17 protein-coding genes are annotated in these 22,308 nt (G+C 65.4%); 9 read left to right on the top strand and 8 right to left on the bottom strand.

Annotation, left to right across the window (positions count from 1 at the left end):
• Positions 1–6 precede the first annotated feature (6 nt).
• Positions 7–1,455, bottom strand: a complete 1,449-nt coding sequence (locus tag IPM60_10525; protein MBK8908317.1) for a TrkH family potassium uptake protein — start codon at positions 1,453–1,455, stop codon at positions 7–9.
• Positions 1,456–1,603: 148 nt separating this feature from the next.
• Here IPM60_10525 and IPM60_10520 point away from each other — a divergent pair, with 148 nt between their 5' ends.
• Both IPM60_10520 and lon read left to right on the top strand, forming a co-directional pair.
• Positions 1,604–2,011, top strand: coding sequence for an Hsp20/alpha crystallin family protein (locus IPM60_10520; protein MBK8908316.1), 408 nt, complete (start codon positions 1,604–1,606; stop codon positions 2,009–2,011).
• A 133-nt stretch (positions 2,012–2,144) separates the two neighbouring features.
• On the top strand, positions 2,145–4,580 hold the full coding sequence (gene lon, locus IPM60_10515) for an endopeptidase La (protein ID MBK8908315.1): 2,436 nt from the start codon (positions 2,145–2,147) through the stop codon (positions 4,578–4,580).
• Between the two features lie 40 nt (positions 4,581–4,620).
• Here lon and IPM60_10510 read toward each other — a convergent pair whose 3' ends face one another.
• The gene (locus IPM60_10510; protein MBK8908314.1) at positions 4,621–5,655 is read right to left on the bottom strand and encodes a hypothetical protein; all 1,035 of its coding nucleotides are present in this window, start codon (positions 5,653–5,655) and stop codon (positions 4,621–4,623) included.
• 526 nt (positions 5,656–6,181) lie between these two features.
• Here IPM60_10510 and IPM60_10505 point away from each other — a divergent pair.
• Entirely contained in the window at positions 6,182–6,511 is a 330-nt protein-coding gene (locus IPM60_10505) for a multidrug efflux SMR transporter (GenBank protein MBK8908313.1), read from the top strand.
• Complete coding sequence (locus IPM60_10500) at positions 6,504–7,175, top strand: HAD-IIIA family hydrolase (protein MBK8908312.1); 672 nt, start codon at positions 6,504–6,506, stop codon at positions 7,173–7,175. Before IPM60_10505 ends, IPM60_10500 begins: the two co-directional genes overlap by 8 nt.
• 69 nt (positions 7,176–7,244) lie before the next feature.
• On the opposite strand, the gene IPM60_10495 is transcribed toward IPM60_10500, so the two are convergent.
• Positions 7,245–7,700 carry a MarR family transcriptional regulator gene (locus IPM60_10495; GenBank protein ID MBK8908311.1) on the bottom strand — a complete coding sequence of 152 codons (456 nt, stop codon included), beginning with the start codon at positions 7,698–7,700 and terminating at the stop codon, positions 7,245–7,247.
• A gap of 303 nt (positions 7,701–8,003) precedes the next feature.
• Here IPM60_10495 and IPM60_10490 point away from each other — a divergent pair, with 303 nt between their 5' ends.
• Positions 8,004–8,939, top strand: coding sequence for an RNA polymerase factor sigma-32 (locus tag IPM60_10490; protein ID MBK8908310.1), 936 nt, complete (start codon positions 8,004–8,006; stop codon positions 8,937–8,939).
• A 163-nt stretch (positions 8,940–9,102) separates the two neighbouring features.
• Positions 9,103–10,629, top strand: a complete 1,527-nt coding sequence (locus IPM60_10485; GenBank protein MBK8908309.1) for a S41 family peptidase — start codon at positions 9,103–9,105, stop codon at positions 10,627–10,629.
• A gap of 301 nt (positions 10,630–10,930) precedes the next feature.
• Here the strand turns inward: IPM60_10485 and IPM60_10480 are convergent, their stop codons facing one another.
• Positions 10,931–11,125: a hypothetical protein gene (locus IPM60_10480; protein MBK8908308.1), complete on the bottom strand. Its 195-nt coding sequence runs from the start codon at positions 11,123–11,125 to the stop codon at positions 10,931–10,933.
• Between the two features lie 107 nt (positions 11,126–11,232).
• On the opposite strand from IPM60_10480, the gene IPM60_10475 reads away from it, so the two are divergent.
• Both IPM60_10475 and IPM60_10470 read left to right on the top strand, forming a co-directional pair.
• Complete coding sequence (locus tag IPM60_10475) at positions 11,233–11,901, top strand: transglutaminase-like cysteine peptidase (GenBank protein ID MBK8908307.1); 669 nt, start codon at positions 11,233–11,235, stop codon at positions 11,899–11,901.
• Between the two features lie 288 nt (positions 11,902–12,189).
• Entirely contained in the window at positions 12,190–12,852 is a 663-nt protein-coding gene (locus IPM60_10470) for a transglutaminase-like cysteine peptidase (GenBank protein ID MBK8908306.1), read from the top strand.
• Between the two features lie 50 nt (positions 12,853–12,902).
• Here IPM60_10470 and IPM60_10465 read toward each other — a convergent pair whose 3' ends face one another.
• The 4 genes from IPM60_10465 to putA all read right to left on the bottom strand — a co-directional run bounded on the left by IPM60_10465 (position 12,903) and on the right by putA (position 21,430).
• The gene (locus IPM60_10465) at positions 12,903–13,328 is read right to left on the bottom strand and encodes a universal stress protein (protein ID MBK8908305.1); all 426 of its coding nucleotides are present in this window, start codon (positions 13,326–13,328) and stop codon (positions 12,903–12,905) included.
• A 65-nt stretch (positions 13,329–13,393) separates the two neighbouring features.
• Positions 13,394–14,386: a DctP family TRAP transporter solute-binding subunit gene (locus IPM60_10460; protein MBK8908304.1), complete on the bottom strand. Its 993-nt coding sequence runs from the start codon at positions 14,384–14,386 to the stop codon at positions 13,394–13,396.
• A gap of 240 nt (positions 14,387–14,626) precedes the next feature.
• Positions 14,627–17,329 carry a bifunctional acetate--CoA ligase family protein/GNAT family N-acetyltransferase gene (locus IPM60_10455; GenBank protein MBK8908303.1) on the bottom strand — a complete coding sequence of 901 codons (2,703 nt, stop codon included), beginning with the start codon at positions 17,327–17,329 and terminating at the stop codon, positions 14,627–14,629.
• A gap of 924 nt (positions 17,330–18,253) precedes the next feature.
• Positions 18,254–21,430, bottom strand: coding sequence for a bifunctional proline dehydrogenase/L-glutamate gamma-semialdehyde dehydrogenase PutA (gene putA, locus IPM60_10450; GenBank protein ID MBK8908302.1), 3,177 nt, complete (start codon positions 21,428–21,430; stop codon positions 18,254–18,256).
• 164 nt (positions 21,431–21,594) lie between these two features.
• On the opposite strand from putA, the gene IPM60_10445 reads away from it, so the two are divergent.
• On the top strand, positions 21,595–22,158 hold the full coding sequence (locus IPM60_10445) for a UbiX family flavin prenyltransferase (GenBank protein ID MBK8908301.1): 564 nt from the start codon (positions 21,595–21,597) through the stop codon (positions 22,156–22,158).
• Positions 22,159–22,308: the final 150 nt, after the last annotated feature.

Genomic DNA, 22,308 nt, shown 5'->3' with positions numbered 1-22,308 from the left:
GCCGTGTTACGCCCGCCAAAAGTCGGGGCTGAACAGGATGAGCACCGTCAGAAGCTCAAGCCGCCCGAGCAGCATGCCGGCCGCGAGGAGCAGTTTTGCCGGGTCGGGGAGGCTTGCGAAGTTGCCGGCAGGGCCGATCACATCTCCCAATCCCGGCCCGACGTTGGCGATGGCGGTCGCGGCGCCCGAGACGCTGGTGACCAGATCCAGGCCGCAGAGCGACAGCAACAGCGCGAGCACCGCAAAACTGGTACCGAACAGGAAAAAGAAGCCCATCACCGAAAGACCCACCGCTTCCGAGATGACGCGCCCTTCGTAGGTGGGTTGGAACATGCCGTGGGGATGCAGGGTGCGCCGGATGAGCGCGACGGTGAGAGCGCTCAACACCTGGAAACGAAAGATCTTCAGGCCGCCGCTGGTCGACCCGGTGCAGCTTCCGACGAACGTCAGGAAATGGAGCAGCACCACCGGGAATGTGCCCCACTGGCTGTAGTCGGCGGAGGCGAAGCCGGTGGTGGTGACGATCGAGACGACATTGAACAGCGACGAGCGGATCGCGGTCGCCAGGGCAACATCGTTAATCAGGAACTGCCAGCCGGCGATGACGCCGGCTGCGATGGCAACCAGGCCGAGGAACCAGCGCACCTGGCTGTTCCGCCACAGCACCGAGGGGTTGTCGTGCAGGCTCTGCAGATACAAGGTGAAGGTCACGCCGCCCGCCAGCATGAACACGATGATGACGGCTTCGACGAGAGCGCTGTTGAAATACCCGACCGAGGCGTCGGCCGTTGAATATCCGCCGGTCGAAACGGTCGTCATGGCATGCGCCGTGGCCTCGAACGGGGTCATGCCGGCAAGCCACAGCAATCCTGCGCAGAGGCCGGTTAGCGTCACATAGACGGCGAGGATCTCGCCGGTCATCTGCGACAGCTTCGGCACCACCTTCTCCGAACGGTCGGAAGATTCGGTCCGGAACAGCTGCATGCCGCCGACGCGGAGGTAGGGCAGCACGGCGACCGCCGTGACCACTATCCCGATGCCGCCGGCCCATTGCAGCATGGCGCGCCACAACAGGATGCCCACCGGCGTCGTGTCGAGGCCGGAGAGCACGGTCGAACCGGTCGTCGTCAGCCCGGACATGGATTCGAAGAAGGCGTCGGTGAAGGACATGGGGAGGTTGGAGAACGCGAATGGCAGAGCACCGAAGGTGGCGATCGTGACCCAGCTGAGAGAGGTGAGCACGAACGTCTGCCGCAGCGTGAGCCTCGTGTTGCGCTTCGGCCGGTAAGCGAACACCAGGCCGACGCCAATGAACACGGTCACTGCGGCGGCCACCGCGAAAACCTGCCAGTCGAAGTCGTGGGTGGCGTAGTCGACGACCGCAGGCGCCAACATGCCGAGGCCGAAGACCGTCAGAAACAGTCCGACGACGGCGAGGATCGGGCGCAGGTCCATGGCAGCGGACTCTCTCCAGCGGAAGGCGGCGGGGCGGCGGAAGGTCTTGATCAATCGCGGCCGCGGCGCGTCCACTAGCTATTGCGTCCAACCGGTCAGCGTCCACATCTATCGCAAACACACATTCCTAAAAAAAGGCCGGGCCGTCATGCCGCCGAGGAAGACCGAAGACTGGATGTGGGCGGAAGCCTGCGAGATGTTAGGGCGTGCCGAGCGGCTGCAGCGGCAGTTTTTCCAATTGGGTGTCGGCGGCGCCGCAGGTCCCACGTGGGAGCCGCCGGTGGACGTGGTGGAGGCACACGACGAGATCGCCATCCTTGTGGCGTTGCCGGGGGTGGAGCCCGGGCGCGTGCAGGTGGTGATCGACGGCGCGTGGCTGATCGTCACCGGGGTGCGACCGGTGCCGGCGGCTTATCGGACCAGCGCCATCCATCGCCTCGAGATCCCCCATGGCCGGTTCGAGCGGCGCATCGAATTGATGTGGGGTCGGCTGGAGCTGAGACGACGGGAGTTGATCAACGGCTGCCTCCTTCTCACGTTGGGGAAGCTGGCCTAGTGCACAGACGCATAGGTAGTTTCAGTCTGATGGGCCATGGTGTGCACGAGACTCAAGAGGTTACGTGCGGCAATCGTGCCTTGTTTGAATGCACTGCCGCACCAGGCAAAGGACCGATGATCGAATGATGGCGATGGGCGACAGAGACGCAACCGAAGCCTTGCGCGCCGAGATCGGCGTGGACGCCGAGGCGGCCGGCGCGTTGCCCGAGAGGGCCCGCGAGTCGCAGCCGGACCAGACGCTGCCGGACGACGTCATGATCATTCTGCCGGTGCGCAACATGGTGCTGTTCCCGACCATGGTGGTGCCGCTCGCTGTGGGGCGGGATGGATCGGTGACGGCCGCACAGGAGGCGGCGAAGCGGGAGCGGCCGCTCGGCATCGTATTGCAGCGCGATGCCGCGATCGACGCGCCCGGACCCGACGATATGTACAAGGTCGGCACCTTGGCCAACGTCGTGCGCTACGTGACCGCGCCCGACGGCTCGCACCATATCGTTTGCCAAGGAATCGAGCGTTTCCGTATCATCGATTTTGTTTCCGGCTATCCGTTCATGGCTGCGCGGGTGGACCGCATTGCGGCCGCCGACGCGCCGGAGTCCGCCGAAACGGAAGCCAAGGCGCAGCTGCTTCGCGAGCGCGCCACTGCCGCCTTCCACCTTCTGCCTCAGATCCCGCAGGAGATCGTCGCCGCGATCCAGAGCATCACCTCCGGCTCCGTCCTTGCCGATGCCGTCGCCGCCCTGATGGATCTGAAGATTCAGGAGAAGCAAGAGGTGCTGGAGATCGAGGACGTGGATGCGCGCCTCGATCGGGTGCTGACCCTCCTCAACCATCGCATCGCCGTTTTGCGCATCTCGCGGGAGATCGGCGAGCAGACCAAAGAGTCCATGGACGAGCGCCAGCGCGAGTTCATCCTCCGCGAGCAGATGCGCCAGATCCGGAAGGAACTCGGCGAGGAGGACGACAAGGCGCGGGAGATCGCCGAGCTGACCGACGCCATCTCCAAGGCGGACATGCCGGAGGAGGCGGAGAAGCAGGCGCTGAAAGAGCTGAAGCGGCTTGAGCGGATGCCGGAGGCGGCGGCCGAGTACTCCATGGTCCGCACCTACCTCGACACGCTGATCGAGCTGCCGTGGGCGGTGGCCGACGCGGCGGCCATCGACATCGCCCGGGCGCGCGAGATCCTGGACGCGGACCACTACGGTCTCGAGAAGGTCAAGCGGCGCATTCTGGAGTTCTTGGCGGTGCGCAAGCTGGCGCCGGAGGGCAAGAGCCCGATCCTCTGCTTCGTCGGCCCGCCCGGCGTGGGCAAGACCTCGCTCGGCCAGAGCATCGCCCGCGCCATGGACCGCCAGTTCGTGCGGGCCAGTCTCGGCGGGGTGCATGACGAGGCGGAGATCCGCGGCCACCGCCGCACCTACATCGGCGCGCTTCCCGGCACCATCATTCAGTCGATCCGCAAAGCGGGCTCGCGGGACTGTGTCTTCATGCTGGACGAGATGGACAAGCTCGGCACCAGCGGCTTCCATGGCGACCCCTCCTCGGCGCTCCTGGAAGTGCTGGATCCGGAGCAGAACAGCACCTTCCGCGACAACTACCTCGGCGTGCCCTTCGATCTCAGCCGCGTCTTCTTCATCGGCACCGCAAATGTGCTCGACGGCATCCCGGGGCCGCTCCGCGACCGCATGGAGGTGATCGATCTGGCCGGCTACACCGAAGACGAGAAGCTGGAGATCGCGACGCGCTACCTGGTGCGCCGCCAGCTCGAGGCCAACGGCCTCTCGGACGAGCAGTGCGAGATCACCGAGGCGGCGCTACGCGCCATCATCCGCGGCTACACCCGCGAAGCCGGCTGCCGCAACCTGGAGCGACAGATCGGCGCTGTATTCCGTCGTGTCGCGATGCAGGTGGCGGAGGGCGCGGCGGAGCATGTCCGCATCGACGCCAGCGATCTGCACGCCATTCTCGGCGCGCTCAAGTTCGAGAACGAGGTGGCGATGCGCACCAGCGTCGCCGGCGTCGCGACCGGTCTCGCATGGACGCCCAGCGGCGGCGACATCCTGTTCGTCGAAGCGGCGCGGGTGCCGGGCAGCGGCAAGCTGATCCTGACCGGGCAGTTGGGCGACGTGATGAAGGAGAGCGCTCAGGCCGCTCTCAGCCTGGTCAAGGCGCGGGCCGAGCGGCTCGGCCTGAAGGACGTGGCGTTCGACAAGCTCGACATCCACATCCATGTTCCCGCCGGCGCCATCCCGAAGGATGGGCCCAGCGCCGGCGTCGCCATGTTCACGGCGCTGGTGTCGTTGTTGTCGGACCTGCCGGTGCGCGAGGATCTGGCGATGACCGGCGAGATCAGCCTCCGCGGCCTGGTTCTGCCGATCGGCGGCGTCAAGGAGAAGGTGGTGGCCGCCGCCCGCGCCGGCATCCGCACCGTGATGCTGCCGGCGCGCAACCGCAAGGATCTGGAGGACGTGCCGGCCAGCGCCCGAGACCAGGTGCGGTTCGTGTGGCTGGAGACCGTCGACGATGCGACGCGAGCAGCGCTGCATGGCGAGGTCGCGACGGCGTAGGCGAGGCAGCACACGGCGTGAGTCGCGATTTGAAGAGCCGTCAGATGTGTGCCGCACTCCTCATCATCATGGACCGGTCCTGCGGTTCCGTGGCGGCGCGCGCGTGGACGAGCAGCACCACGATCCCGGCTGACTGCGCGAGCAGGTGCAACACCGCCGGGTGGTTCGGCGTCACTGCGGACGCGACGGCGATGACGCCGAGAACAACGCACGCCGACAGGATCCGAGTGCCGCCGCCGGCGCCGACGAGCCACACGGCGCCGATGCCGGCCGAGATCGCGCTGACGCTGAGCGCGAGGGGCATGCTCCTCCAATGCGCGCCGAGATCTCCGAAGGTAACCACCGCGGCCGACGCCAGGCAACACAACCCGGCAAGCATCCAAGCGGTCCAGCGCACGCGTCCGTCGCCGGTGAACAGCGGCCGCAGAACGATCAACGCTGCGGCCAGAAAGGCGACCGCCGCGAGCCACGGCGCCGGGCGTCCACGGAAGTCGTTGAGTTCGGCGGAGACCAGCGCGAAGGCCGGCGCCATGATCAGCGCCGCGGTCGCCAGCGGCGTCTTGTATTGCAGCAGGGCGTCGAACGCCGGGCGTGGTCCTGCCGCCGGAGTCTTCGCCAATCCGGCAGTGTGGCCCATGGTCGCGTGCAGCAGGATGAGTATCCCCAGCAACTCCGTGGCTTCCTCGAAACCCGTTCGCATGGCCTGAACGGCCTTGCCGCCCCAGGTCAGCGTGAGCTCCAGAAACTCTTGCCCGGCGACGGATCCCAGGATCAGAAAGGCGATGACGATGCGGACCACATGGCCGCGATGGCGCGCGTCCGACCACAGCAGCAACAGGGCGTACCCAGCCATCACCATCAACACAAAACCGAACGGCGCGATGGTCACCGCCGGATTGACGCCGATCGCCTTGCCGATGAAGCTGACACGCTCATGCACCGACGCGACCTCGTCCATGGACAGGATGAACAGCACGAGCGCCAGCACCAACCATCCGCGCGCCACTCGAGCGTCCTGATGCCGGTGCGCAGCGTATCCGTCCAACGCGTGGATCCCGGCGAGCGCCAGCAACATACCGGACCACCACGCCCCTAAGTTGTTTTCGTGAGCAAGATTAAACCTGTCAAGCAGGAACCCGATGGCACCGCCGGGCTGGTATAATATGGTTGCCATAGTAGCGGCGACGAGGCCCAAAGACACCGCCACAGCGCCCCAAAACCAAATCCCCCGAAGCCGCCCGATCCCGTTCCCGTCCATCGCTACCCGCCCTTTGGTCGTTTCCGTGGTTCATTGCGCCGCGATATTTGCTCCGTGACATGCGTCGCGGTGATTGCCCGCACATCTGATAAGCGACCATTTCCCGGATGCTCGGCATCGCGGACAATTGGCATATGACAATTATTTTACATTTGTGTGACAAGCGGTGAAAGCAAGAATCGGACGCGGATCGCTGCTCTCCGCAGCACGGTGCCGGAAAATGGGCACAGGTGCGCGGAAAACTCATTTAGACGTGACCGTCGTGTGGGTTTGACGGATGTAACGCGAGGCGGAGCCGTTGGCGCATCCGGCGATCGCGCTCGGTGACAGAGGAGGACAGGCGATGGCGTGGGCGTATCTGGCGCTGGCGATCGGGTTCGAGATTTGCGGAACCGTGGCCTTGAAGCTGTCGAACGGCTTTGCCCAAGTGCTGCCGTCGCTGGTGATCCTTCCGGCCTACGCCGTCAGCTTCGTGTTCCTGACCTTTGCCGTGAAGTCCATCCCCATCAGCGTCGCCTACGCCGTCTGGTCCGGCGTCGGTATCGCCGTCATTTCGTTGATCGGCATGGCCTGGTTCCGGGAGCCGGTGTCGCCTGCGAAGCTGGCGTTCATTGCCGTGATCGTCATCGGCATCATCGGATTGCACATCGCCGACCGGTACGCCCATGTCTGACCCCGGCTCCGGCGGCGCCAATGAGGACGGCGTCTGGTCACAGGTGTTCGTGCCGCTAACGGCGGGGGAACGACGCCCGGCTTTGTTTCTCGACCGGGACGGGGTGATCGTCGAGGACGTCGGGCACCTGCATCGGGAAGCGGATATCCGGTTGATCGCCGGAGCGGCCGAGACAATCGTCCGCGCCAACCAGCAACGGGTTCCCGCAGTCATCGTCACCAACCAATCCGGCCTCGGCCGCGGCCTGTTCGGCTGGGACGACTTCGTCGCCGTACAGGACGAAATCATGCGACGCCTCGGCGCCATGGGCGCCCGGGTGGATGCGGTGTTCGTCTGTCCGTTTCATCCGGCGGCACGGCCGCCCTACGGGCACCCCGACCATCCGGCGCGGAAGCCCAACCCCGGAATGCTGCTGACAGCGGCGCGGCGCCTTGGGCTCGATCTGCGGGCATCGTGGATCGTCGGCGACCGGGCGCGGGACCTGCAGGCCGGACGCGCCGCAGGGCTGGCGGGAGGCTTGCTGATCGGCGCCGGCCGTGGCGATGACGCGGAGGAGCAGACGGCAGCATTGGCGCTGGCCGCCGACGAGCGCTTCCACGTCGCGCTCGGCGCCGGCGTCATGGACGCGTGCGCGCTCCCGCTTTTGACCGGTGCGCCCCGCTGACCTCCTGAGGCGTCCGCTGCGCGAACGAGCGGCTCACCCTTCGACAGCTCAGGGTGAGATGCTTGGGCTTTAGCGCAGACCGAAGCGGATGTGGTCGGCCCAGGTGCGTTCCACCCCGCGCAACGTCCGGCAGACGGAGAGGATGTCGTCGCTTCCCAGGTTTTCGCCTTCCAGGCCTTCGGCGATCCGCTCTTCCAGTTCACGGATGTTCTGGACCAGGTCCTTGGCCTTGTCGGTCAGCGCGATGGTGACGGAGCGCCGGTCGTGATCGGAGCGGCGCTGGGTGATGTACCCCATCTCCGCCAATTTCTTGACGTTGTAGGAGACGTTCGAGCCCTGATAGTAACCCCGCTCGACGAGGTCGCGGATGGCGATCTCCTCGTCGCCGATGTTGGCGAGGAGCAGGCTCTGAACGCCGTTGATATCGCGTTTGCCCAGGCGATTGAGCTCCGAGCGGAGAACATCGAGGAAGCGCCGGTGCAGACGCTCGATGGATCGTGTCAACTCCAGGTATTCCTGCTTCACCGTATCACCGCCTTCAAGATTTCAAGGTCAAGATGAGGTCGTGCGTGGCCGCGGAGCCCGCGGAGCCATGCACGTCCGCTTCGGCCTGAAGATGCCGCAACTACTGTTAAAAAAAGGTTGAACTGCCGTCCGCGCGGCGCTCATCCTGGGCTTATAGGCTTATTTTCCTATATGTGCGATTTTAGGCTTGCTGTCCGCCGCCTAAGCTCCTATTATGTTCATATTCCCGGTGGACGGTCGGCCCGGTCAAGCGCTGGCCCCGTCGCCGACGACGATCTTTATGAACCACATTGGAGTCATGGCATGAACAGCTCAGCGCGCTCCTCGAATTTTGCAATCGCCGCCCGTCGCACCACCAGCCCGGCACGACGGGCGAAGGCGGCGGAGGAAGCGCTGCGCAGCGACGGTGTTCCTCATCTGAATGCCCAGACCGAAGCCCATCTCATCGCGCGCTGGCATGCTCAGAAGGACGAAAAGGCGCTCGACCAGCTGGTCAGGAGCTTTCAGGGGCTGGTTCATCGCGTCGCGCGCCAATACCTGCGCTCGGGCCTGCCGCTCGCGGATCTGGTGTCGGAGGGCAATGTCGGATTGATCCAGGCGATCAACCGTTTCGATCCCTCGCGCGGCTTTCGCCTCTCGACCTACGCCACGTGGTGGATCCGCGCCGGAATTACCGAGTTCGTGATCAACGCATCCTCCATGGTGCGCGGCGTGACCACCGAAAGCCACAAAAGGCTGTTCTTCAATCTGCAGCGGCTCAAGAGAAAGCACGGCGCCCACGAGGGGTGCGAGCTCACGCCGTCGGGCATCACGGCGATTGCGGATGAGCTTGGCGTGAGCGAGGCCGATGTGATCCGCATCGACCAGTGGTTCGGCCGCAAGGAACTGTCGCTCGATACGCCGCTGCGGACCGGCGATGGCCCCGGGCCGTCGTGGCAGAACATTCTCGCCGATCCGGCGCTGGATCAGGAAGCCTCGATGATCCGCTCCGACGAGCTGGACAAGCGCAAGTCGCTGGTCCGCGAAGCACTCGCTTGCCTGAACGAGCGAGAGCGCCACATCGTCGTGCAACGTCACCTCATAGAGGAACCGCAGAAACTGGCGGAGGTCGGTGGAGCGCTCGGGATCTCCCGCGAGCGGGTTCGGCAAATCGAGATGCGCGCCCTCAACAAGCTTCGCAAGCGCGTGATGCGCTCCATCCGCGACCTGCAAGCGGACGTCGACGTGCAGGCGGCATGATGGCGCGCGGACCATCCGGCATCGGAGCGGCGTCCGGCACGGCATCTACGGAATCGTGTTTTCGCCTATTTCGCGGTACTATAGACAAGGGCGCGGATGGGCGCCCGATTTCGCTGGTGCACCGGTCGATGCAGGGACGGACCTTGATACGGATGGCATGCTCATGAACGTGAGGGACCGCTCCGCTTCCGAAACCGCCGCGGCGCTGCTCGCCGCGCTGTTGGTAGTGATGGTGTCGTGGCCGCTCCTTAACGGCTGCGTCGAGACCGCCGATGAGGCCGACATCACGGTGATCGGCGAGCGTTATCCGCTATCCGAGGACGGCGTGCAGGCGCTGGCGCGGTTCGACCAAGCCTATGCAGGGTTCGGCGTGGAGCCCGGCAACAGCCGGCAGCTCAAGCACTTCCGCGACGCCTACCGCCGCATCCGGGCGTCCTACGTTGCTCCGGTGACCGACGCGCAGTTGATCGACGCCGCGATCGAAGGCATGCGCTCCGCCGAGAGGAAGGGGGAGCAGCCGTTGACGGCCGTGGTGCTGGTCGACACCGCCCTCGACGCGATGACCGCCTCCCTCGATCCGCACTCCATCTACCTCGATCCTCAAGAGCTCAGGGAGGCGGAGTTGGCGACCACCGGCGAGTTCGGCGGGTTGGGGATTCAAGTCACCCGTGAGGCGGACGCCATCAGGATCATCTCGCCCATTGAAGACACCCCGGCGGAACGCGCCGGCCTCAAGCCCGGCGATCTCATCACACACGTCGACGGCAAGCCGGTCGCCGACATGAAGCTGGTGGAGGCGGTGAGGGCGATGCGCGGCGAACCGGGCACCCGCATCCGGCTGGCGGTCCGGCGCGAGGGCGGGACGGCATTCGATGTGGTGATCACCCGCGCCGTCATCGCCGTGCGTCCGGTGCGCTGGAGGATCGAGGACGACGTTATCTACGTCCGGGTGGCCAACTTCAACGAGAAGACCAGCGACGCTCTTGCCGACGCATTCGACGACATTCGCCGCCAGCAAGCCACGGCGCCGCGCGGGGTTGTGCTGGACCTCCGCAACAACCCGGGCGGGTTGTTCGACCAGTCGCTGCACGTGGCCGACGCCTTTCTCGACGACGGCGTCATCGTCACCATGCGGGGCCGCGAGAACCGGCGGATACGAGAGTTCCACGCCAGCGCCGGCGACCTGGCGAATGGCCTGCCGATGGTGGTGCTCATCAACGGCGGGTCGGCGTCGGCGTCGGAGATCGTCGCCAGCGCCTTGCAGGATCACGGGCGGGCGGTGATCATGGGCACGCAGTCGTTCGGCAAGGGCAGCGTGCAGACGGTCATGCGGCTGCCGGTGGAAGGCGCGCTGAAGCTGACGACGGCGCTTTATTATGCGCCGTCCGGTCAGGCCATCCAGGCGCGCGGCGTACTGCCCGACATCGAACTCAAGGGCGGGTCGATTCCGCCGTCGACGTCACGGGAATTCGATCTTCCGCATGCACTGCCCGCGGTCGGGGAAGTCGGCTATCGGGCGACGACCAGGATCGACGTCACGACGTGCCCGCCAGACCGCACGGCCAAGCCCGATGACCAGGATCCTGAGCTGGAGTGCGCCGTGGCGTTGCTGAGGGCCGAGTCTCCCGAGCGCTTCGTCCGTACTCTCGCGCTGCGCCCCACGGGAGGTAAGCCGTTCAGCCGGATCTGATAGCGGAATCCGGCGCCATCTCCCGCAATCTGACGGGGTTTGTCGCGTCTTCTTCCCTATCGCCCGATGACGGTGGCTAGGGCTTGCTGAGGCATGCCCGTTCGGCTCCAGCCTAGCCCGCTTCCGAGCCTTAGTGTCGCGACCGTCAGGTCGTGATCGAGCGGACGACCGTGAGGTCGTGATCAGCCTGACGACCTTTAGGTCGCGATCAGCCTGACGACCGTGAGGTCGTGATCAGCCTGACGACCTTTAGGTCGCGATCAGCCTGACGACCTTTAGGTCGCGATCAGCCTGACGACCTTTAGGTCGCGATCAGCCTGACGACCTTTAGGTCGTGGTCTAGCGACGGAGCATTGATTCCGCCCGGCCCCAATTCACCCAGCCGCGCCAATCCGGACACTGCCGCCAACACGATGGCGATGCCGAGCGCCACTGTGATCGCAGCGATGGTGCGATCCACGTGCGCCGTGAAGGCGCCACCACGATTCATTTCCAAGCCGGCCATTTTCTACCTAAAGCTGTATATATTGACAGACATCGATCGACGGTAGTATTGCTACCACAAGACGAGTTGATGAGATGTTACTACCCGGATAAAGAGCAATGTCCCTCCTTTCGCAGATCGTGTCCTCTTCCCGCCGCCTCCTCCGCACCGTCATCGTCGCCGCCGCCGTCCTCGCTCCGCTGGCATTGCCGTCGATCGGCGCCGCGGACACGGCGCAGCCGAGCTTTTTCAACAGCCGAGAAGTCCGCTCCACCGACATCTCGCGGTTCAAGAAGTGGAATGGCGCACTTCAGCGCTACGAAGCCGAGAACGGACATGACGACACCGACCGGATCGGTCAGTGGCATGCCTTCCTCGAGAGCATCCGCTCCGTCGGCAAGTCGCAGCAGCTGTCCGAGATCAATGACTACATGAACCGCCGGCGCTATATCACCGACGACAACAACTGGGGGATCAACGATTACTGGGCGACACCAGCAGAATTTCTCGGCAGATCGGCGGGCGACTGCGAAGACTACGCGATCGCCAAGTTCATTTCGCTGAAGACTCTCGGTTGGAGCGACGACGAACTCAGGATCGTTGCGGTCAAGGATCTGCGGAAAGGCATCGGCCACGCCATTGTCGTCGCTTTCCTCGAGGGCCAAGCGCTGGTGCTCGACAACCAGTCCGACGCGATCCTGCGGGCCGACGACGTCTCACATTATCAGCCGGTCTATTCCATCAACACCAAGTCCTGGTGGCTGCACCGCAAAGGCCGCGGCCTTTGACCGAACGCTGAAAAGCGATCGAGCCTTCGACGCCTCGTGACGCCGACTCTGCGAACGACAAGCTCACCCTAACCCGCAGACAGGCCAAGGGTGAGGTGCTGGTGGTGGGAGTGCGCAGGTGCATATACCCCATACGGGGTAGCTAGCCACATTTGCGCCACAATTACGCGGCATAGTCCGTTGGTGACGCCGGGCTGAACCTCGCGGTCATCTCCGCCAGAACCGCAGAACGGCTCGCGTCACAGTCGTTTCGCCCTTCCACGCCTTAGCTGACGACGGTGATTTGCCATGCGGATGCCGATCCTCCGCCAGTTCCTCCCGCGCGCACTCTGCGCTGTCATGCTCCTGTCTGTTCCCCTGTTGAGCATCCGCCCCGACGCCGCGACCGCGGCCCCCATGCGGCCCAGCTTTTTGCACTCCCGGGAAATTCGCTCCGACGATACCTCCCGCTTCGTCGCGTGGCATGCGGCCTTGTCCCGCCACGTTGCAGAGAGCGCCGCGTCACAACCGCGCCGCTATCAGGAGTGGCTCGCATTTCTGGAAAGAATCGCCGACCACGACCCGCGGCGCCAACTTATCGCCGTCAATCGCTTCGTCAACGCCATCCGCTATGAAAGCGATCGCCGCAACTGGGGGGTCCAGGATCACTGGGCGTCGCCCGCGGAATTTCTCGGACGGGCCGCGGGCGACTGCGAGGACTTCGTAATCGCCAAGTATCTGTCCTTGCATGCCCTCGGCTGGCCGGACGACGCGTTGCGCTTCGTCGCCGTCAACGACCGCAAGAACGGCGACGACCACGCCATCCTGGTCGCCTTCTACGACGCAAAGGTGCTGGTGCTCGACAGCAGCTTCGAAAACGTCATGGAGGCCGACCAAGTCCCGCACTATCGGCCCATCTATTCCCTCAACCGCTCGCACTGGTGGCTGCACCGCAAAGCACCGCGCCCCTGATTCCCGGTGGGATGCGGAGCCAATTTCAGCGGTTGCGCGCTGACCGTCATCTACCGGATGACCAGGACGGAGCGCTGGGCGTGGCGGACGACGCGAGCGGCGTTCGGGCCGATGAGGTAGTCGGCCATCTCCGGTCGATGAGAAGCCATGGCGATGAGGTCGGCATCGATCGTCCCGGCCGTCTGCAGCACCGCCTGGTAGACCGGCCCGCGCGCAAAGTGCTTGCTGAGGACAATGTCGCCAGGGATGTGCGTGGCGGCAAATTCATCGAGACCCGCAGCCGCGGCGTGGGCGAGCAGGTCCTCGGTATCTTCCGGAAGGTGGAGGCGATAGGCGCCGACCGGCAGGTCGGGGATGATGGTCAACAGATGCAACTCAGCACCGAAGGCCTGGCAGAGCCCGACAACCACGGGCGCCGCCGTCCGCCATGACGACTCCTCGGAAATATCAACCGGAAATAGAATTCGCTTGTACATGAACCCTGTCTCACATTGCTGAAGGGGGGCGCATCAACGACATCTCCGCCGCCCCGGGCGATCCCCTATTGCTCGCTGCCGGCGGCGATTGCAGCCTCGATGACTTCCGGGCCGATCTCGGTCTCGAAATTCTCCCACACCGGCAACCAGGCGTCCTTCCAAGCCTGCAGCTTCTTGGCGTCCGGCCTCATTATCGCAACCCCGCCTTCAGCGACGACGCGGTCCCGTCGCTCCTCGGCGCGTTCGGCCGCCAGCCGGTTGACCTCGGCCCGCACCTGCAGCAGCACCTCCTCCAGTCCGGTGCGAATATCTTCGGGCAGGCCTTGCCAGAAATCACTGCTGGTGACCACCATGTAGCCGAGGTAGCTGTGGTTGAGCTCCGTGTAGTTGCTGTGCAGCTTGTGGATGCCTTCGGCGTAGATATTCGACCAGGAGTTCTCCTGCGCGTTGACGACGCCCTGCCGAACCGCATCGGCGACCCGACCGAAGGCCATTGGAATGCCGACCGCGTTGATCCTCGAGTACTGCTCCTGGAATACGTCCGACGGTTCGATGCGGAACACAAGCGCTTCAGCGTCGGCCGGCGTGCTGAGCGGGACGTTTGCCGAAAGGACGCGAAAACCGCCGTCCCAGTAGGCGATGCCCTGCAGGCCCATGGGCAGCATCGTCTGCAGCAATTGCGTGCCGACGACACCCTCCTGAAAGCGGTGCAGATGGTCGACATCGCGGAACAGGAACGGCAAATCGAACACCTGTAGCGGCTTTGCCCACCGGTTGAACTTGGCAAGAGACGGCGCCGCCATCTCCACGTCGCCCAACAGTAGCGCGTCCAGGACCTGGTCGTCGTCGAACCTTTGACTGGCGGGGTAGACCTCTACGGTCACCCGCCCCGGGAATTTCTTCTCCGCCAAATCCTTGAACATCCGCGCGCCGACGCCCTTCGGCGTGTCCTCCGCGACCACATGCGAGAAGCGGATGAGGATCGGTTCCGCCGCGTTGGCCGACGTTGCCGACATCATTACCATCGTCAGGATTGCGAGGATCTGCCGCAAGCGCATAGTCAACTCCCTCTCCCGGATGCGGTGCCGTCTGCGCTCATCTTTCGACAAGCTCAGGGTGGGGTACCGGTTTCAATAACACAAGCACCTCATGCTGACATGGCCTAATCGGACCTTCTTGAAAGGGTTCATCGCAAGACTGGTTGCTCCTGACACTTCCGATGCATCACATGGGATGAGAGAGATCCCGCCTCCTGGTGCGGCATCCGTCATGGCGGGCGCGCTATTCAGGCCAAGATCTCACGTAACGTCGTTGGCCGCGTCGTCCAGCTTGAGTCGGACGTCGATGACGCTGGGATCGTCGGGGTGGCGGTGGCTCGAGAAGTTGAAGCGGTCGCACACCCGCAGCATCGGCTTGTTCTGGCGCAGAACGTCGCCGAAGATCTCCTTTATGCCACGTGAGCGGGCATAGTCGATGATGCGCTGCATCAACAGCGGACCGAGCCCCCGCCCCACCATGTCGCTTCGCACCATGATCGCGTATTCGGCCTTCTCGCCATCGGGATCGGCGGTGATGTGGACGACGCCATAGACGGCGACTTGGCCCGGCGTCCCGGGTTCGGCCAGCACCAGCGCCATCTCGCGGTCGTAGTCGATCTGGGTCATGCGCGCCGCGGTGGCGTGCGACAAAACCCGTTTCGACGCGAAGAACCGCATCCGGATATCCTCCGGCGACATGCGCGCGAACAGCTCGTGAAACGCCGGTTCGTCTTCCGGCCGCACTGGCCGCAGCAACAGGGTGCGACCGTCGGCAACGGAAATGACCTCTTCGAGGGTCTTGGGATAGGGACGGATGGCCAGCCGCGCCGCTGCCGGCCCGTCTGCGCGCCGCACCCGCACCCGCGCATCCAAACCGACGACGCCGGACGCGTCGGCGAGGAGCGGGTTGACGTCGAGCTCGGCGATTTCCCCGAAGTCGATGATCAGCTGCGAGACCTTAATCAAGGTGAGCGCGATTTCCTGCAGATCCGCGCCCGGACGTCCGCGAAACCCCTTGAGCATGTCATAGACGCGGGTCGCGGCGATGAGGTCGCGAGCGAGACGCATGTTGAGGGGCGGCAGCGCGAGAGCGGTGTCGCCGATGATCTCCGTCGCCGTTCCGCCATGCCCGAACAAAATCACCGGGCCGAACTGCCGGTCTTCGATCATGCCGATGATCAACTCATAAGCGCCCGACCGCGACACCATCGGCTGAACCGTAAAGCCGGCGATGCGGGCGCTCGTGGACTTGTCGCCGATTCTCCGCAGCATGTCCTCCGCAGCATCACGAACCGCCTGGGATGACCGCAGATCGAGGGCGACGCCGCCCCAATCGGATTTGTGGGTGATGTCGGTGGACAGGATTTTCAGCACGACCGGGCCGCCGAACTCGGCGGCAGCCTCGGCGGCGGCACGGGGATCTGCGGCGATCCTGGTCTCGACCACGGGAATGGCGTAAGCCGCCAACACCGCCTTGGCCTCGAGTTCGGTGAGCCAGCCGCGATCCTCGGCGAGCGCCGCGTCGATGATGGCGCGCACCGCGCCGCTGTCGGTCTCGAACTCCTCCGGCACCGACGCCGGCGTCTCCATCAGCGTCTCCTGGTTGCGCTGATACTTGACCATATCCATGAAGGCGCGCACCGCCCGCTCCGGCGTGTAGTAGCTGGGGATACGGTTTTCGGCGAAGCGGCGCCGCGCTTCGTGCGCCGCGTTCTCGCCGAGCCAGCTGGTCAGCACGCACGCTCTGCTGTCGGCGACGGTGTCGATGACCGCCTGCGCCGCCTCGGTCGATGAGGCGATCGCGAGCGGGCAGTTGAGCACCAGCACGGCGTCCGCGCCGGGATCCTTGAGCACGATCTCAAGCGCCTTGGCGTAGCGGCTCGGGGGCGCGTCCCCGATGATGTCGACGGGATTGGTGCGCGACCAGGTCGGCGGCAACACGTTGCCAAGCGCGGCAATTGTGTCCGCGGACAACTCGGCGAGGCGTCCGCCGTGGTCGGCCAAAGCATCGGTGGCCATCACCGCCACGCCGCCGCCGTTGCTGAGGATGCCGAGGCGATCGCCTTTGGCCCGGCCGCCCATGGCAAGGGTTTCGATGGCCCCGAACAGGCCTCCGATATCGTCGACCCTGAGCATGCCGGCGCGGCGGAACGCGGCGTCGTAGACCGCGTCGAGGCCCGCCAGCGCGCCGGTATGCGACGACGCGGCGCGGGCGCCGGCGTCGCTGCGGCCGGCCTTGATGACGATCACCGGCTTGATGCGCGCCGCGGCGCGGGCCGCCGACATGAACTTGCGGGCGTAGGTGACCGACTCGATGTAAAGGAGTATTCCCCGCGTTTCGGGCTCGCTGGCCAAGTGGTCCAGCATGTCGCCGAAATCGACGTCGGCCATGTCGCCGAGCGAGACGAAGTGGGAAAAGCCGATGTTGCGCGATGCCGCCCAGTCCAGCACCGTTGTGACCATGGCGCCGGACTGAGCGACGAACGCCAGATGACCGGCCGCGGGGCCGGTATGGGCGAAGCTGGCGTTGAGGCCGACGCCGGGGACGATGAGCCCGAGGCAGTTCGGCCCAAGGATGCGCAGAGTGTGGGGCCGCGCCGCGTCCAACATGGCTTGGCGCAGTTCCCGACCCTTGTCGTCGCCACCCTCTCCGAACCCGGCAGTGATGACAATGGCCGCCCGCGCGCCACGCTCCGCAAACTCGGCGATCAGCCCCGGCACCGTCGGCGGCGGCGTGGCTATGACCACCAGATCCGGTTTTTCCGGCAGGTCGGCCGCATCAGCGTAGGTGAGCACGCCCTCGATGGCCCGATGATTCGGGTTGACCGGCATGATCGGGCCGTCGAAGCCGAAGTTGAAAAGGTTGCGGGCGAGAACGGCGCCGATCGACCGCGGCTCCTTGCTGGCGCCGATTAGGGCGACGGATGTTGGTTTCAGCAGATAGTCCAGATTGCGAACGCTCATCGGTCGACGTCCCCTCCATGCCCATGCTGCAGCGCACAATCTAGCGCATCCCATGAACGAGGGGGAGAGCGGAGGCAATCTTGAAAGGGAAAGGTGCCGGGGCGCGGGGGCGCCCCGGCTCTGTAGTTAGTGCAGCGGTGCGATCGGAGAATTCATGGTCGCTGCACGCAATCGTCTGTCTGCAGCGCTCAACTCACCCATCCGAATGAAACGTGCGAATGGGTCAGTGCACCTGTGGTTCGATGCTGACGGATCGATCTCGACCGTCGGCTGAATTGAACCAACAGATCATAGACTTAGTGAAACACACCCACTAGAAGCTCCAGCGGTCTCCGTGGGACACGAGGGGGCGGTCCACTTCCTCAGGCCACTCACGGGAGTCGTGAAGGCGGTTAACAGGAACCATCGACACCTTCCCCGGGTCGCGGCGCATGAAAGAATCCGGCACGACTGGGTAAAATACCGTATCGACAGCATCGGTAGCGGTGGGATACATAGAGTTAGCCAATTTCGACACTCCTTTGACAGTGCAGCTTGTCGTTCTTGGGCAGTTTGTCGTTGGTGGAAACGGACGGTCGAGGTGCGTGGGGCGCCTCGACCGTTCCCTGCCAAATGCGCGCATCGCCCATTGAAGTCAATCTAGTTTTCGGGTGACGCTCCCGCTCCCGCCGCTGCCGCATCGTGGTCGTACGTGCGGCTTCTAGCATAACCTTCTGATCCTGACGGATAAATTCCACGTGCTCTCGGCGTTGCCCGAAAGCTACAGTCGCACTTGGGAAGGCAATTCCGATGGGGTTGTGGCATAGAAAGCACACCAATAACGGACTGAAGCAAGTCGGTGCGACAACTAAGGCGGGAATATGGCGGTTGCCGAGGCCCATGAAGCGCGCCGGCCGACGGGTGCGGGTCTTTCCGCCTCGCTCGTCACCCGTCGTCGTCGCCCAGCGACAGCAGGACGGCGTTGCCGCCGGTGGCGGCGGTGTTGACGGTCAAGGTCCGCTCGCAGGCGAAGCGGTGCAGATAACGGGGACCGCCGGCCTTGGGACCCGTACCCGACAACCCCTCGCCGCCGAACGGCTGCACGCCCACCACCGCGCCGATCATCTTGCAGTTGACGTAGGTGTTGCCGACCCTGAGGTGCCGGTGCACGGTGTCCGCGAAGTCGTCCACCCGTGTGTGGATGCCGAGCGTCAGGCCGTAGCCCGTGCCGTTGATCGCGTCCAGGACCTGGTCCAAGTGGCTGGCGGCGTACGGTATGACGTGCAGGATCGGTCCGAACACTTCTCGCTCCAGGCGATCGATGCGGTCGATTTCATAGGCCCTGGGCGCGAAGAAGCTCCCGTGCCCACAGTCGTCGGTGAGCGGCGTCAGGTTGATCAGGCGTCCTTCCCGACCCATCCGTTGCGCATGGCCGGCGAGGGCTTGCAGGGCGTCGTCGTCGATCACCGGCCCGACATCGGTGGCGAGCCGGCCGGGATCACCGACACGCAGCTCCGCCATCGCCCCCGCCAGCATCGCCATGATCCTGGGTGCGATGTCGCGCTGCACGAACAACACGCGCAACGCCGAACAGCGCTGGCCGGCCGAACGGAATGCCGAGGTGACGGCATCCGTCACCACTTGCTCCGGCAGCGCCGTCGAGTCCACCAGCATCGCGTTCTGGCCGCCGGTCTCGGCGATTAACGGGACGATCGGCCCGTCGCGGCGGGCGAGGCTGCGGTTGATGGCGTGCGCCGTCTCGACCGAACCGGTGAAGGCGACGCCGTTGATCCGACCGTCCTCAACCAGCGCCGCGCCAATGGCGCCGTCGCCGGGGACCAGGTGAAGAACCTCGGCGGGGATGCCGGCCTCGTGCAAGAAAGCGACGGCGCGGGCGGCGATCAGCGGTGTCTGTTCGGCCGGTTTGGCGACCACCGCGTTGCCGGCCGCCAGCGCCGCGGACACTTGGCCGCAGAAGATCGCCAGCGGGAAGTTCCACGGGCTGATGCAGGCAAACACGCCGCGGCCGTGGAGAGCGAGGTGATTGCTTTCGCCCGTCGGTCCCGGCAGGACCAGCGGCTCCGCGAAGTCGGCGCGGGCGCGGGCGGCGTAGTAGCGGAGGAAGTCGACCGCCTCGCGCACCTCGGCCAACGCGTCGGGAAGCGTCTTCCCGGCTTCACGCACCGCCAGCATCATCAGTTCCGACATGGCGTCTTCCAGAAGCGTCGCCGCCCGCTCCAGGCACGCGGCGCGCTCTGCCGCCGGCGTGCCGTTCCATCCCGGCGCCGCCGCGGCAGCGATCTCGATCGCCCTCTCGACCGAGCCCGGGACGGCCTCGACCACCTCGCCGACGACGCGCCGTCGGTCGGCCGGATCCGTGACCGGCCGCGCCGGCCGGCCGCCGCTGTCGGTTCCGCCAACAACCGGCGTCGCCCGCCACGGTCCTTCCACGGCGTCGAGAGAGCGCGACAGCGAGCGCAGGTCAGCGGGATCCGCCAGGTCCACGCCACGGGCGACGAGGCGTTCCGGCAGAAACAGATCGCGGGGCTTCGGGATGCGGGGATGGGTCTTGACCCGGAGACGGTCCGCCTCGACCGCCGGATCGGCGACGATGGCTTCGATCGGCAGGCGTTCGTCGGCAAGGCGGTTGACGAATGATGAGTTGGCGCCGTTCTCCAACAAGCGGCGCACCAGATAGGCGAGCAGGTCCTCATGACTGCCGACCGGGGCGTAGATGCGGCAGCGCACACCCCCGTCATTCCCGGTCACCTTCCCGGTCTGGCCGCGCTGGCGGACGATCTGGTCGAACAGGTCCTCGCCCATGCCGTGCAGGCGCTGGCACTCGAAATCGCCGCGGTCGCCGGCGAGTTCCAGAACGGTGGCCAGCGTGTGGGCGTTGTGTGTCGCGAACTGCGGGTAGAACGCGTCCGGGGCGGCGAGAATGCGGCGTGCGCAGACGATGTAGGAGACGTCGGTGTTGACCTTGCGGGTGAACACTGGGTAGCCGTCGAGCCCCTGTTCCTGGGCGGCCTTGATCTCTGTGTCCCAATAGGCGCCCTTGACGAGGCGGACCGACATACGCCGCCGCTGCGCGCGGGCGAGGTCGGCAAGCCAGGAGATCAGGGGCGCCGTCCGCTTCTGATAGGCCTGGATGGCGAGCCCAAAGCCTTCCCAGCCGCTGAGAGCCGGATCGGTGAACACCGCTTCGAAGACGTCGAGGGTGACATCGAGACGGTCCGCTTCCTCGGTGTCGACGCAGAGGCCGATGCCGGCCTCCCTGGCGCGGCGCGCAAGATCCCGCACCCGCGGCGCCAGTTCTGCCATCAGCCGCTCGCGCTGGGCGTACTCGAAGCGGGGATGGAGCGCCGACAGCTTGATGGAGATGCCGGGACCGTCGATGGGCCCGCGGCCGGCGCTGGCGCGGCCGACCGCAGCGATGGCGTCCCGATAGGACCCGTAATAGCGCTCCGCGTCGGCCGCGGTCAGCGCCGCCTCGCCGAGCATGTCGTAGGAGTGCAGATAGCCGCGGGCCTCATCGCCACGGGCGCGCTCCAGCGCCTCGCTGATGGTGCGGCCCATCACGAACTGGCGCCCCATGATGCGCATCGCCCGGATCATCGCCTGGCGGATCACCGGCTCGCCGCTCCGCGCCACCATGCGCCGGAGGAAAGACCAGGCGTCGCGCACCTGGGACTCCTCGAGACGCACGACGCGCCCGGTCAGCATCAGCGCCCACGTCGAGGCGTTGACGAACAGCGACTGGCTGTGCCCGAGGTGCTTTTGCCAGTGCGCGTCGCCGATCTTGTCGGCGATCAGACGGTCGGCCGTCTCGGCATCGGGGACACGCAGCAGCGCCTCCGCCAGGCACATCAGCAGCACCCCTTCCTCGCTGGAGAGGTCGTACTCGCGCATGAACGCGTCGAGCCCGCCGCGACTGGCCGCCTCGGATCGCATGCGCTCGACAAAAGCGGCGGCACGCACCGTGATGCGCTCCCGCATGGGGCCGCCCAAATCGGCCTCGGCGAGCAGCGCCTGCACCGTCAGGGTCTCGTCGGCGCGCGTCGCGACCTGGACGATGGCGCGGAGCGGATGCGGCTGTGGGATGTCGCCGATCAGGGTCATGTTTGCTGGCCTTTGCGTCGCTGAGATGGTCACCTCTCGTGCAAGCATACAACCTTAGCGGACACGCCGCCGCAAGAAGCGCCGTTGGCACTGCGCCGGCGCGCGCTTGCCAGTGTCTTGCGGAACCTCCATGTTGCGGGGGTCACCCACAGCGGAGGCCTGATATGACGTTGCCACTGGTCGTGGCGATCACCGGAGCCACGGGCGTCGTCTATGGGCTCGAGCTGTTGAAGGCGCTGCAGCGGCTCGGCATTCCGCGCCACCTCATCGTCAGCGAGATGGGCATCCAGACGCTGGCGATCGAAAGCCACCTCAGCTTCGGCGACGTCAAGGCGCTGGCCGATGTCACATACAGCGTCAAGGATTTGTCGGCGGCGGTGGCGAGCGGCTCGTTCCGCTCGCTCGGCATGATCATCGCACCGTGTTCGATCAAGACGTTGTCCGGGATCGCCACCAGCAATAACCACAATCTCATCATTCGCGCCGCCGACGTCATGCTCAAGGAGCGCCGGCCGCTGGTGCTGATGGTCCGGGAAACGCCGTTGCACCTCGGCCACCTCCGGCTGATGATCGCAGCTTGCGAAATGGGCGCCATCATCATGCCGCCGCTGCCGGCCTATTATCAGAAACCCGAGACTATCGATGACCTTGTCCGCCACTCAGTCGGCCGAGCCATGGACCAGATCGGCATAGAACATGACCTTATCGAGCGCTGGGACGGCAGCTGAGCCGTCGCTGCCGCGACAACAGGAGACAGGGAAAACAGATGAACAAGAAGAAAAACGATGGCGCGGATTATGCGCGACCCGGGAGTTGCGAGCGGTGTCTGTTCGCGGCGCCGCCGCCCGCTTCACGCCATGTTACGGATCATTACGGAT

The organism is Rhodospirillales bacterium (assembly GCA_016710335.1).
In the GTDB taxonomy this organism is placed as follows: domain Bacteria; phylum Pseudomonadota; class Alphaproteobacteria; order Rhodospirillales; family Defluviicoccaceae; genus JADJXQ01.
Note: the sequence above shows the minus strand (reverse complement) of the source record. Positions and strands in the feature narration are given on the sequence as shown.